Source organism: Cryobacterium tagatosivorans (genome assembly GCF_004402215.1).
GTDB lineage: Bacteria > Actinomycetota > Actinomycetes > Actinomycetales > Microbacteriaceae > Cryobacterium > Cryobacterium tagatosivorans.
The window spans coordinates 18,750-31,760 of the sequence record NZ_SOEZ01000079.1; the positions used below are offsets into that span (position 1 = coordinate 18,750).

Sequence of the window (13,011 nt, forward strand, 5' to 3'; positions counted from 1 at the left end):
TATCTCCTCCTTGTCGGGCTCGCATGCAGGCCCGATCGGTCGAATGCGGGGGGAGCCTCTCTGATTTTAGTGCATGCCGGGCGCTCCGGGCCCCTCCCATCTTCAGGGGCCCGCATCCCGGCCCCATCCCGACCCCGAATCCCGTCACCCCTCCCGTGCCAGGAGGGGCCAGCGAGGCTTCCGGAGACTATTAGGCGCCTCTCAGGGGCATCAAGTATCGTAGAACGACTGTGTCTGTTGCCATCCGGACGCGAAAAGCGTCGTGCACACCCAGCGCGGCACTCGCCGGTCGGCAACATTAGGAAGGTTCTACGTGCGTTTCGTTCTTGCCATCGTGGCATTCGTTCTCGCGGCCGTGATGATCATGCTCGGCATCGCGCAGCGAACGGTTTTTCTGGAACCGGCATCCACCAGCCTCAGCGTGACCGTCGAGGGCGGCGACCGGTATGCGGTCATCACCTCGAAGGCGCTCCGGGCCAACCCGGGCAACCAGACGATCACGGTCTCCGGACCGGGCACCGTTTTCCTGGCCTACGGCCGGTCCGCGGATGTCGACGCCTGGCTCTCCGAGGAGGCGCACGCGGAAATCGGGTTCGCACGCACGACCGGCAAGCTGACCAGCACGAGCGCCGGCGAAGCGGACCCGGCGGCGAGCCCCACCGCCACCCCGACCGCAGTCCCCACCCCGTCGGCCACCGCGGCGCCCGACGCCCCGGCCGCGGATGCCGAGCCCGCCGTCGCCGGCGCGAACCCGGCCGGGTCCGACCTCTGGCTCGAGGAGTTCACCGCCGACCGCGACCTCAAGACCCGGATCAACGTTCCGGCCGGAATCTCGGTGATCGTCGCCAGCGACGGCACCCAGCCGGCCCCCACGAAGATCACCCTGGACTGGCCCGCCGACAATGCGACGCCGCTGGCCGGACCGCTGATCGCCGGGGGAGCGGTCCTGCTCCTGATCGGACTCATCCTGTACCTGCTCGCGCTGATGCACATGCGCCGCTCCCGGGGCCCGCGCCGCAACCTGCCGAAGGGCCCGCGGATGCCGCGCCTTCCCCGCGCCCCGCGGCCGAAGTCGATCAAGGCCAATGAGATCACCGGCCCCCGACGCTCGATCACCCGGTCATTCCTCGCGGTCGTGCCCGTTGTCCTCGTGTCGAGCCTCGCGCTCAGCGGCTGCTCGGCCGATTTCTGGCCGAGCACGTCCTCGAAGCCGAGCGCCGCGGCCAGCCCCACCGCGGGTGCCTCCGATGCGCCGAAACAAGCCGAGGATGTCCCCCCGCCCGCAGTCACCGTGCCCCAGCTCGAGCGCATCGTGCGCAAGATCGCCGTGCTCACCAGGGACGCGGACGTCGCCCTGGACGCCGAGGCCCTCGCGACCAGGTTCACCGGCCCGGCGCTCGAACAACGGCTGGCGAACTACACGATCCGGACCAAGATCAAGAAGTTCGCGGCGCTGCCGGCGCTGCCGGCGTCGCCGCTCACGCTGACCCTGCCGCAGCAGTCATCGGCCTGGCCGCGCGTGGTGATGACCGTGATCCTGGACAAGGACAACCCGACCGTCGCGCCGACGGCCATCGTGCTCCGGCAGGAGAACCCCCGCGCCAACTACCTCGTCGAATACGCCGTCCAGCTCGAGGCCGCAGCGCAGGTGCCCGGCGTGGCTCCGGCCGTGATCGGCGCGCCCCTCATCGCCCCCGACTCCAAGCTGCTTCTGATGCCGCCGGAGCAGATCGCGGCAGCCTACGCCGACGTCCTGCTGAAGGGCGAGGCGAGCGAGTTCTTCGACCTCTTCGAGGCCAAGGGAGACACGTTCCGCACCCAGGTCGGCCTGGAGAAGAAGACCGAGAAGAAGGCCAAGCTGCCCAAGACGGCCTCGATCGCGTTCGGCACCGCGGTCGGCACCGGCAAGACCATCGCCCTGGCGACCAACGACTCCGGGAGCATCGTCGCCGTGAGCATCAAGGAGACGGAGACCGTCAAGCCCGTCGATGCCGGCGCGACCGTCAGCCCCGAGGGTGCGAGCAAGGCCCTGTCCGGCGTCTCGGCGACGGCCAAGGGCATCCAGAGCATCTACGGCGATCAGCTCCTCTTCCATGTGCCTGCCGCCGGTTCTACCGACAAAATCGTTCTCCTTGGCTTCGCCCAGGGACTGATCTCATCAGCGGAGCTCAAATGACCAACGTCCCACCATCCGGCGTCAACCTGCGCGGGGCCGTCGACCTGTCCTCGCTCGTGAACCGCCCGGCCGCTCCGGCCCCCGGCGCACCGGCCGTGCCCGCCGCCGGCGGTCCGGTGCCCGTGCCCAGTCTCGTCCTCGAGGGCACCGACGCGAATTTCGGTGAGGTGCTCGAGCTGTCGATGACCGTCCCCGTCATCGTCGACCTGTGGGCCGAGTGGTGCGAGCCCTGCAAGCAGCTCACCCCCGTGCTCGAGAAGCTCATCGCGGAGTACGACGGCAGGTTCGTCCTGGCCAAGGTCGACGTTGATTCGAACCCGCAGCTGTCCCAGGCCTTCGCGGCGCAGTCGATCCCCACGGTCGCAGCCGTGATCGGCGGCCAGCCCGTGCAGCTCTTCAGCGGAGCGATCCCCGAGGCGCAAGTGCGCGAGGTGTTCGTGCGGGTTCTCGAACTCGCCGCCCAGCACGGCGTGACCGGGACCGCCAGCGCCCCGGAGGGAGCCGGGGTCCAGGACACGGCCGCCGAGACCGTCCCGGCCGAACCGGAACTCCCGCCGCACCACCGCGAGGCCTACGAGGCCATTGAACGCGGCGACTACGACCTGGCCATCACCGAATACGGCACGGCCCTGGCCAAGGACCCCCGCGACCAGATGGCCGTCGCCGGGCTCGCCCAGGTTCGCCTGCTGGCGCGGCTCCAGGGAAGGTCGATCGCCGAGATCCGGTCCGCCGCCGCGGCCGCGCCCGACGATCTCGACGCCCAGCTCCTCGTCGCCGACCTCGACCTGTCGGGCGGACACGTCGAAGACGCCTTCGACCGCCTGCTGACGCTTTTCCCCGCCCAGGACGCGGCCGGCAAGAACACCATCCGCGAGCGCATCCTCGAGCTCTTCCAGGTCGTCGGCCTCGAGGACCCCCGGGTGCCGCCGACTCGCTCCCGGCTCACCGCGCTGCTCTACTAAGCCCCCCGCGAGGTCGCCGCCGAACTGCGGAGAAAGTACCTTCGATCTGATATTGAGGGTACTTTTTCCGCAACTGGGCCCGAAGCGACCGCCCGCGATAAATTACGGACGGCGGAGCTTCAGCCAGAGTCCGGCCAGCGGGGGCAGCGTCAGCGTCGCGGATGCCGGCCGGCCGGCCCACGGTTCGTCGGTCGCAGTGACGCCGCCGAGATTGCCGACTCCGGAGCCGCCGAAGTCGGCGGCATCCGTGTTGAGGATCTCTTCCCACTCACCGGCGAAGGGCAGGCCGATGCGGTGGTCGTTATGCGGATGCCCGGCGAAGTTGAAGATGCAGGCCACGGGGTTGCCGTCGTTGTCCCAGCGCAGGAACGAGACCACGTTCTGGGTCGCCCCGCCGCCGTCGAGCATCTCGAGGCCGCCGGCGTCGTTGTCACGAGCCCAGAGGCTGGAGGTGGCCCGGTACACCCGGTTGAGCTGGCCGACGAGGTTGAACAGGCCGCGATGGGCGGGCTGGTCGAGCATCCACCAGTCCAGGCCCCTGGCCTCGCTCCACTCCGAGCGCTGGCCGAATTCCTGCCCCATGAACAGGAGCTGCTTGCCGGGGTGAGCCCACATGAACGACAGGTAGGCGCGCACATTGGCGAGCTGCTGCCAGGAATCTCCGGGCATCTTCGAGACCAACGAGCCCTTGCCGTGCACGACCTCGTCGTGGCTGATCGGCAGCAGGAAGTTCTCGCTGAAGGCGTAGACGAAGGAGAAGGTGATCTCGTTGTGGTGGTACGAACGGTACATCGGGTCGACGTGCATGTACTCGAGCGTGTCGTGCATCCAGCCCATGTTCCATTTGAAGCCGAAGCCGAGCCCGCCGGTCGAGGTGGGCGCCGTGACGCCGCCCCAGTTCGTTGACTCCTCTGCGATCATGACCGTGCCGGGGTTGCGCTTGTACGCGGTCGCCGTCACCTCCTGCAACAGGCTGATCGCCTCCAGGTTCTCGTTTCCGCCGTGGATGTTCGGCAGCCAGGCCCCGTCCTCCCTGGAGTAGTCGAGGTAGAGCATCGAGGCGACGGCGTCGACCCGCAGGCCGTCGATGTGGAACTCCTCCAGCCAGTACAGCGCATTGGCGACGAGGAAGTTGCGCACCTGCTTCTGGCCGAAGTCGAAGACGTAGGTGCCCCAGTCCATCTGCTCGCCGCGCCGGGGGTCGGGGTGTTCGTAGAGCGCCTGCCCGTCGAACCGCGCCAACGCGAAGTCGTCCTTGGGGAAGTGGCCGGGCACCCAGTCCATGATCACGCCGATGCCGGCCTGGTGCAGCCGGTCGATCAGGTAGCGCAGGTCGTCCGGGTGGCCGAACCGGCTCGTCGGCGCGTAATAGCCGGTGACCTGGTAGCCCCAGGAGCCACCGAACGGATGCTCCGACAGCGGCATGAACTCGACGTGCGTGTAGGCCAGCTCGTGCAGGTACCCGATGAGCTCGTCCGCCAGGTCCCGGTAGCCGAGCCCCGGTCGCCAGGAACCCACGTGCATCTCGTAGATGCTCATCGGCTGGTCGTGCGGGTCGGTGGCCGACCGCGTTCGCAGCCACTCGTCATCCGCCCACTGGTAGTCGGACGTGCCGATCACGGACGCCGTCTTCGGCGGAACCTCCGTGTAGCGGGCCATCGGGTCGGCCTTCCGCACCCAGTCGCCCGACTGCGCGAGCATCTCGAACTTGTAGTTGGCGCCGGGGTCGAGGCCGGGGATGAACAGCTCCCACACCCCGGTACTGCCCATGTTGCGCATGGCGTGGGTCGCGCCGCTCCAGCCGTTGAAGTCGCCGATGACCCGCGCGGCCTGCGCGTGCGGCGCCCAGACGGAGAAGGATGTCCCACTCGTGCTGCCGAGGACGCCCGCGTGCTCGCGGTGGTGGGCGCCGAGCACGTCCCAGAGCCGCTCGTGGCGACCCTCGCCGATCAGGTGCAGGTCGAGTTCGCCGAGCGTGGGCAGGTAGCGGTAAGGGTCGTCGGCGATCCAGTTGGGCGCGCCCTCGTAGAGGGTCTCCAGGGTGTAGTCCTGCAGGCCGAGGGTGCTGACGCCCTGCCAGATGCCCTGGTCGAGGTGCGTGAGCTCGATGTGGGCGCCGCTGGCGAGGACCGCGAAGACCTCGGTCGCGAGCGGCCGGAGGGCACGGATGACGACGAGCGGGTCCTGCACGCCGGCCGCGTTGACGAGGTGCTGGCCGAGGACCTCGTGCGGGTTGTAGTAGCGCCCTTCGGCGACCGCCCGGAGAACGTGGGCCGGGACGGCTGGGACGCTCGCGTGCGAGCCGTTCGCCGGTCCGTCGACCGGTCCGTCTGCCGCGTGCCTCATCCGTGCCGTCCGTTCGTTCGTGGTGACTGGTTCATGAGCGTAGCCTTCATGCGCGCGGACCCGTCACGTGCAGGATGTGCACCGGTTCGGTGAACGCGTCGAGCCGCACGTAGTTGTCGGCGGACCAGGTCCACTCGGCGCCGGAGACGAGGTCGCGCACCGTGAAGCCCTCGCCGCGTTTGAGGCCGAACTGGGTGACATCGAGGTGCACCAGGGTCTCGCGGACCGAGTGCGGGTCGACGTTGGCGACGATGATGAGGGTGTCCGGCCGGCCGGTGCCGGTGAAGGCCGCGTCCAGGTGCTTGCTGAAGACGAGCACCGACTCGTCGTCGCTCTTGTGGATGTGCAGGTTGCGCAGCTGCCGCAGCGCGGGGTGCTCGGCACGGATGCCCGTGAGCCTGGTCAGGAAGGGCGCGAGCGACTTGCCGGCCTCCTCGGCCTGCGCGAAGTTGCGCGGACGGAACTCGTACTTCTCGTTGTCGATGTTCTCCTCGGCGCCGGGCCTGGCAACGCTCTCGTACAGCTCGAAGCCCGAGTAGACCCCCCAGGTCGGTGCGGCGGTCGCGGCCAGCGCCGCCCTGATCTTGAAGGCGGCCGGTCCGCCGAACTGCAGGAACTCCGACAGGATGTCGGGGGTGTTCACGAACAGGTTCGGCCGGAGGAAGTCGGCAGTGTCGTGTGCGAGGCCGCCGAAGAACTCCTCGAGTTCCAGCTTCGTGTTGCGCCAGGTGAAGTAGGTGTACGACTGCTGGAAACCCGCCTTGGCCAGTCCCTGGAGCAGTGCCGGACGGGTGAAGGCCTCGGCCAGGAAGACGACCTCCGGGTACTCGGCGTTGATCTCGTTGATCACCCACTCCCAGAAGTCGAGCGGTTTGGTGTGCGGGTTGTCGACGCGGAAGATGCTCACCCCGAGGCCGATCCAGTAGCGCAGGATTCGCAGCGACTCGGCGCGGATGCCCGCCGGATCGTTGTCGAAGTTGATCGGGTAGATGTCCTGGTACTTCTTGGGCGGATTCTCGGCGTAGGCGATTGTGCCGTCCGGCAGGGTGGTGAACCACTCCGGGTGTGCCGCCACCCAGGGGTGGTCGGGGGAGGCCTGCAGGGCGAAGTCGAGCGCGATCTCGATTCCCGCCTTGCTCGCCTGCCCCAGGAAGTACCGGAAGTCCGCGACGGTGCCGAGGTCGGGGTGGATCGCGTCGTGGCCGCCGTCGGCGGACCCGATCGCCCACGGCGAGCCGGGGTCGTTCGGCCCGGCATCAAGCGTGTTGTTCGGGCCCTTGCGATAGGCCCGGCCGATCGGGTGGATCGGCGGCAGGTAGACCACGTCGAAGCCCATCGCCGCGACCTGGGGCAGCCGCCTGGCCGCGGTCCGGAAGGTGCCGCTCTTCCAGGAGCCGTCCGGGAGCCGTTTGGCGCCCTCGGAGCGAGGGAAGAACTCGTACCAGGAGCCCACGCCGGCCCGAGCCCGCTCGACGACCACGGTGCGGGGCTCTGACACGCTCTCGAGGCTGCTGATCGGACGAAGCGCGATCGCCGCGTTGAGTTTGTCGTCGCTGATCACGGCCAGGCGGGTGTCGACCGGCAGCCCCCGGTCGGCCAGCGTCTTCGCCGCGGCCAGGACCAGTCGGCGTTCGGCGATCGGCCGCGCCTTGTCGAGGCCGGCCGCGTCCAGCAGCCGGGCGCCGATCGTGAACATCAGCTCGACGTCGATGCCCGCCGGGATCTTGATCGCGGCGTTGTGCTCCCACGACGCCCAGTCGTCGGCGTAGGCGCGCACGCGGTACACCCAGCGTCCCTGGTCGCCCAGCTGCACGAGGGTTTCCCACCGATCCGTTCCCGGCGCCTTCAGGCTCATCGGGTGGCGGGTCTCCGTGCCGTCAGGGGCGGTGAGCAGCAGGGTGACGCCGATCAGGTCGTGGCCTTCGCGGAAGGCGGTCGCGCGGAACGGTACAACCTCGCCGGCGAACGCCTTCGCGGGCCAGAGATCGTCGTTCAGCTGCGGCGACAGGTCGAGGATCGGAATCCGGCCGATCTTCGGGGGCGCCCCGGCCAGCCTGGTCGAAGCGTGCGGGTCGGGGAGTGTCTTTGCTGTCTTAGCCACCAGTCGACCGTAGCGCGAATTGATTCGGCGGCGCTGCACTGATTTCCCCATTCGACACATTGCGCACCATAGGGTTGACCTCGTGAAGGCGATCCGCAAATTTACCATCCGTGCCGTCCTGCCCGAGCCGCTCGCCGCGCTCGACGAGCTGGCCGGGAACCTGCGCTGGTCGTGGCATGAACCGACCCGGCGGCTGTTCGAACACATCGCGCCGGAGCTGTGGCGCGGCAGCGGCAACGACCCCGTCGCGCTCCTCGGCGCCGTCGATCCCGCCCGGCTGGCCGCGCTCGCCGCGGACGCCGGTTACGTCACCCGGGTCAACGCCCTCCGTGACGACCTGCGCCGGTATCTCGAACAGCCCCGCTGGTACCAGCGCCTCGAGGGTGACAAGCCCGCCGCCATCGCCTACTTCTCACCGGAGTTCGGTATCGCGGCCGCACTTCCGCAGTACTCCGGCGGCCTCGGCATCCTGGCCGGCGACCACCTGAAGAGCGCCTCCGACCTGGGCCTGCCGCTGGTGGGCGTCGGCCTGTTCTACCGGGCGGGGTATTTCAGCCAGGCCATCTCCGCCGACGGCTGGCAGATGGAACGGTACCCGCTGCTCGACCCCGACGGCCTGCCGCTGTCGGTCCTGCGCCGCCCGGACGGCTCCGACGTGCAGGTCTCGCTGGCGTTGCCCGACGGCCGCACGCTCAACGCCCGGGTCTGGCAGGCGAGGGTCGGCCGCATCCGCCTGCTCATGCTCGACACCGACATCCCCGAGAACCCCGACGACCTGCGCCTGGTCACCGACCGCCTCTACGGCGGCGGCGGCGAGCACCGCCTGCTGCAGGAACTCCTGCTCGGCATCGGCGGGGCCCGCGCCGTGAAGCTGTGGAGCGCCCTCAGCGGCAACCCGGAGCCCGAGGTGTTCCACACCAACGAGGGCCATGCCGGGTTCCTCGGCCTGGAGCGCATTTCCAGCCTCATCGGCGAGGGCCTGAGCTTCAACGAGGCGTTGCAGGTGGCGCGGGCCGGCACCGTCTTCACGACCCACACGCCCGTCGCGGCCGGCATCGACCGGTTCGAGCGGGACCTGATCCGTCGGTACTTCGAAACGGATCTCCTGCCCGGCGTCGCGGTCGACGACCTGCTCGCCCTCGGCGCAGAGAACTACGAGGGCGGTTCCCCCGACGTCTTCAACATGGCCATCATGGGCCTTCGGCTCGGCCAGCACGCTAACGGGGTCTCGAAGCTGCACGGCGAGGTCAGCCGCCGCATGTTCAAGGGCCTCTGGCCCGGCTTCGACGCGGCCGACGTGCCCATCGACTCGATCACCAACGGTGTGCACGCCCCGACCTGGACCGACCCGGAGCTGCTCGAGCTCGCGCAGGACCGCCTGGGCGCAAGCGACACCTCGACCGCCGACTGGGCCTCCGCGGCCGTCACCGACCACGACCTGTGGTCCGTGCGGGGCCGGATGCGCCTGCAGTTCGTCGAGGACGCGAGAAGGCGCCTGCTGGCGGCCTGGCGCGAACAGAACCCGGGCGGCATCCCCCCGGCCTGGATCGGCCAGGTGTTCGACCCGAACGTGCTCACGATCGGCTTCGCCCGCCGGGTGCCGACCTACAAGCGCCTGACCCTCATGCTGCACGACCCCGAACGGCTGCGCGCCCTCCTGCTGCACCCCGAGCACCCGATCCAGATCGTCATCGCCGGCAAGTCGCATCCCGCCGACGACGAGGGCAAACGCCTGATCCAGCAGATCGTGAAGTTCGCCGCCGACCCGGAGTTGCGCACGCGCATCGCCTTCCTGCCCGACTACAATATCGCGATGGCCCAGCTGATGTACCCGGGAACCGACGTCTGGCTGAACAACCCGCTGCGGCCGCTGGAGGCCTGCGGCACCTCGGGGATGAAGGCCGCCCTGAACGGCGGGCTGAACCTGTCGATCCTCGACGGCTGGTGGCCGGAGTACTTCGACGGCGTCAACGGCTGGGCGATCCCGTCCGCGGACGCCGCCGGCGACCCGGCGGAACGCGACCGGCTCGAGGCGAACGCGCTCTATGACCTGATCGAACACCAGGTCGCCCCGCCGTTCTACGAGCGCAACGGCGACGGCGTCCCGGAACGCTGGGTCCGGGCCATCCGTCACACCCTGGCGACCCTGTCGCCCGAGCTGAGCGCCGACCGGATGGTGCGCGAATACGTGGAGCGCCTGTATCGGCCGGCCGCCCGCTACGAGGCGTTGCTCTCGGGCAACGACTACCGTGCCGCCCGGGAACTCGCCGCCTGGAAGAGCAGGATCATCGCGGCCTGGCCGGGAGTGGCCGTCGCCCACGTCGAGTCGGGCGGGGTGGTCTCCGTGCCGCAGGTCGGCGATGACCTGCACCTGCGCGCCCACGTCCAGCTGAACGGCCTCGCCGCCGGGGACGTCACCGTCGAGGTGGTCTACGGCAAGAGCCTGGTCGGCGACGACCTCAGCGACGTGGAGATCCAGGCACTCGAGCCGGACGGCGCGCCCGACCCGGACGACGTCACGGGTTCGTCCACGGGCGGCGTCCCGACCCTGTTCACCGGCACGGTCGAGCTCGACCGGGCCGGCGCGTTCGGGTACACGGTGCGGGTCGTGCCGATGAACGACCTGCTGATCAGCTCGGCCGAGATGGGCCTGGTCGCCATCGCGGGCTAGCCGCACCAGCGCCCCGGCGCTCGCCCCTCTGCGCCAGCCCTGCCAGTTGACTTGCGGACAAAGTACCTTACGTTGGCGCGAGGAAGGTACTTTGTCCGCGACTCAACCTGCGCCAGGCGCGGGCGCGCGGGCTCGATTCTCAGGCGCAGGCGATCGGCGCGAAGCTCGCGGATGCCGCCAGCGCGAGGTCGCGCGGGGCCAGCTCGATGTCGAAGCCACGGCGCCCGCCCGAGACGAAGATCGTGTCGTGGAGCAGGGCGCTCTCGTCGATCACCGTGGCCAGGGCGACCTTCTGGCCGACCGGGCTGATCCCGCCGAGGACGTAGCCCGTCTTCCGTTCGGCGCGTGCCGGGTCGGCCATGGCCGCCTTCTTCGCACCGACGGCCTGGGCCAGCGCCTTGAGGTCGAGCTGCCCGGCGACCGGGACGACCCCGACCACGAGAGCGCCGTCGGCGTCGGCGAGCAGGGTCTTGAACACCCGCGCCGCGTCCAGGCCCAGTTCGCGCGCGGCCTCAAGCCCGTAGCTCGCCGCTGCCGGATCGTGGGAATACGGATGCGGCGTGAACGCGATCCCGGCGCGCGCGAGCGCGAGGGTCGCCGGGGTGCCGGGCGCGGCATCCGGCTTGCGGCTCATCGAGGCGCCTGGCTGGTCCGGAGGAGCTGGATCGAGGCGCCGGTCACGAGCAGCGGCGTGCCGGGGTCGTGCGTGATGACGGCGTCCCGCAAATCGTCGTGGCTGGAGTCCCAGAGCAGCGTGTACGAGGTCACGTCCTCGTGCACCGGCAGGGTCACCTCGGTGTCCCGCTCCAGGCCGTGCACGATGAGCAGGATGCGGTTGTAGTCCTCGTGCTCCGGTGTGCTCGCCGCCAGGTACTGGAGGGTCCGTTCCCTGGGCGAATTCCAGTCGTCCTCTGACATGGACCGGCCGAGGGCGTTGTACCAGTTCATCCGGCTGGCGCCGGGGGTGGTTTCGCCCGGGCGGCCGAAGCGCACCGGCCGCAGCGCGGGATTCTCCCGGCGCAGCTGCAGCAGCCGCCGGCTGACCCGGTGCAGGTCCTGCTGCCAGTCGTCGAAGTCCCAGTTCAGCCAGGTGAGCTCGCTGTCCTGGCAGTAGGCGTTGTTGTTGCCGCGCTGGCTGCGACCGAACTCGTCGCCCGCCGTGATCATCGGCACCCCGGCCGAGAGCAGCAGGGTTCCCATCAGGTTGCGCATGGCCTTGCGGCGGGCGGCCAGGATCGACACGTCACGCGTCGGCCCCTCCGTGCCGTGGTTGAACGAGAGGTTGCTGTCGGTGCCGTCGCGGTTGGATTCGCCGTTGCCCACGTTGTGCTTGACGTTGTAGGCGGTGAGGTCGGCCATCGTGAAGCCGTCGTGCGCGGTGATGAAGTTGAGCGAGGCGAGCGGGCCGCGCTCCTGGGAGAAGGTGTTCGACGAGCCGGCCAGCCGGGTCGCGAAGCGGCCGATTCCGCTGCCCGCTGGAAGCATTCGCCGAGCGCCGCCGATGTCGGTCAGCCAGAACGAGCGCATCCGGTCGCGGTAGCGGTCGTTCCACTCCGTCCATCCGTCGGGGAAGTTGCCGGTCTGCCAGCCGCCCTGGCCGACGTCCCACGGCTCGGCGAGCAGTTTCGTGCCGGCGAGCTCCGGATCATCGCGGATCGCCGTGATCAGCGGGTGGTCCTGCTGGAAGTGCACGTCGCCGTTCCGCGCGAGCGTCGCCGCCAGGTCGAAGCGGAAGCCGTCGATCTGCACGTCGTTGGCCCAGTAGCGCAGCGAGTCGAGCACGAGGCGGCTGGGAACGTCGTGGCCGAAGTTGACCGTGTTGCCGCAGCCGGTGACGTCGATGTAGTTGCCGTCGTCACCCTGGCGGTAGTACACAGCGTTGTCGATTCCCCGGAGACTGGTGACCGGGCCGGCCGGGCCCTCTTCGGCCGTGTGGTTGTAGACCACGTCCAGGATGACCTCGAGCCCGGCCTCGTGCAGCAGCTTGACCATGCCCTTGAACTCGCGGAGCACCGCCTCCGGTCCGGCGGCCTGGGCCGCCTTCGTGGCGTAGTCGGCGTGCGGGGAGAAGAAGTTAAGGGTGTTGTAGCCCCAGTAGTTGATCAGGCCCTGCTTGAGCAGCCGCTGCTCGGAGACGAACGCGTGCACCGGCAGCAGTTCGACCGACGTGACGCCGAGGTTCTTAAGATAGGAGATCGTGGACGCGTGGGCCAGGCCGGCGTAGGTCCCGCGCAGCTCGGCCGGGACCGCCCGGTTGAGCTTGCTGATCCCGCGGACGTGCGCCTCGTAGACGACGGTGTGGTCGAGCGGGACCCGCGGTTTCGTCGCGCCGGCCCAGTCGAAGCTCCCGTCGACAACGGATGACTGCCACTGGTCGGCCCCGACCCGGACGAGCCCCCGGGAATACGGTTCGACCAGCGTCTTCTCCGGGTGGAAGGAGTTCCGGGGTCCCGCCGGCCCCGACACCCGGATGCCGTAGCGCCGGCCGGCGGCGAGGGTGCGCGACCTGCCCGCCCAGACATTGTGGGCATCCTTCGTCATCGGCACGGTCTTGATGATCCAGTTGGGATCCTTCTCATCGAAGATGCACAGGTCGATGGCATCGGCGTTTTCCGACCACACGCGCAGTTCGCCGACGCCGCCCGAAACCCGGACGCCGAGGTTGCGCAGGGGATCGCCGGGAGTCATGAGTTCTAGAGTAATGAGTGAACGGGCCTGCTCCGACCACAGGGGGCCGGGTCACCGTTCCGCGCCC

7 protein-coding genes are annotated in these 13,011 nt (G+C 69.4%); 3 read left to right on the forward strand and 4 right to left on the reverse strand.

Annotation, left to right across the window (positions count from 1 at the left end; genetic code table 11):
• Positions 1–313: 313 nt before the first annotated feature.
• A complete protein-coding gene (locus E3O23_RS16860) occupies positions 314–2,176 on the forward strand; it encodes a DUF8094 domain-containing protein (RefSeq protein ID WP_134493063.1) in 1,863 nt (620 codons plus the stop codon).
• On the forward strand, positions 2,173–3,138 hold the full coding sequence (locus E3O23_RS16865) for a tetratricopeptide repeat protein (RefSeq protein ID WP_134493065.1): 966 nt from the start codon (positions 2,173–2,175) through the stop codon (positions 3,136–3,138). Before E3O23_RS16860 ends, E3O23_RS16865 begins: the two co-directional genes overlap by 4 nt.
• A 102-nt stretch (positions 3,139–3,240) precedes the next feature.
• On the opposite strand, the gene glgB is transcribed toward E3O23_RS16865, so the two are convergent.
• The gene (glgB, locus tag E3O23_RS16870; protein ID WP_134493067.1) at positions 3,241–5,484 is read right to left on the reverse strand and encodes a 1,4-alpha-glucan branching protein GlgB; all 2,244 of its coding nucleotides are present in this window, start codon (positions 5,482–5,484) and stop codon (positions 3,241–3,243) included.
• 46 nt (positions 5,485–5,530) lie between these two features.
• Positions 5,531–7,636 carry a maltotransferase domain-containing protein gene (locus E3O23_RS16875; protein ID WP_134493070.1) on the reverse strand — a complete coding sequence of 702 codons (2,106 nt, stop codon included), beginning with the start codon at positions 7,634–7,636 and terminating at the stop codon, positions 5,531–5,533.
• A 31-nt stretch (positions 7,637–7,667) separates the two neighbouring features.
• On the opposite strand from E3O23_RS16875, the gene glgP reads away from it, so the two are divergent.
• A complete protein-coding gene (gene glgP / locus E3O23_RS16880; protein ID WP_134493072.1) occupies positions 7,668–10,256 on the forward strand; it encodes an alpha-glucan family phosphorylase in 2,589 nt (862 codons plus the stop codon).
• A 139-nt stretch (positions 10,257–10,395) separates the two neighbouring features.
• Here the strand turns inward: glgP and ybaK are convergent, their stop codons facing one another.
• The gene (ybaK, locus tag E3O23_RS16885; protein ID WP_134493074.1) at positions 10,396–10,890 is read right to left on the reverse strand and encodes a Cys-tRNA(Pro) deacylase; all 495 of its coding nucleotides are present in this window, start codon (positions 10,888–10,890) and stop codon (positions 10,396–10,398) included.
• On the reverse strand, positions 10,887–12,944 hold the full coding sequence (glgX, locus tag E3O23_RS16890; protein ID WP_134493076.1) for a glycogen debranching protein GlgX: 2,058 nt from the start codon (positions 12,942–12,944) through the stop codon (positions 10,887–10,889). Before glgX ends, ybaK begins: the two co-directional genes overlap by 4 nt.
• Between the last annotated feature and the right edge of the window lie 67 nt (positions 12,945–13,011).

Excerpts from the sequence above, each read along its gene's own strand:
- glgB (WP_134493067.1), bottom strand. The coding sequence starts at position 5,484 with ATGAGGCACGCGGCAGACGGACCGGTCGACGGACCGGCGAACGGCTCG.
- glgX (WP_134493076.1), bottom strand. The coding sequence starts at position 12,944 with ATGACTCCCGGCGATCCCCTGCGCAACCTCGGCGTCCGGGTTTCGGGC.
- ybaK (WP_134493074.1), bottom strand. The coding sequence starts at position 10,890 with ATGAGCCGCAAGCCGGATGCCGCGCCCGGCACCCCGGCGACCCTCGCG.
- E3O23_RS16865 (WP_134493065.1), top strand. The coding sequence starts at position 2,173 with ATGACCAACGTCCCACCATCCGGCGTCAACCTGCGCGGGGCCGTCGAC.
- E3O23_RS16875 (WP_134493070.1), bottom strand. The coding sequence starts at position 7,636 with ATGGGGAAATCAGTGCAGCGCCGCCGAATCAATTCGCGCTACGGTCGA.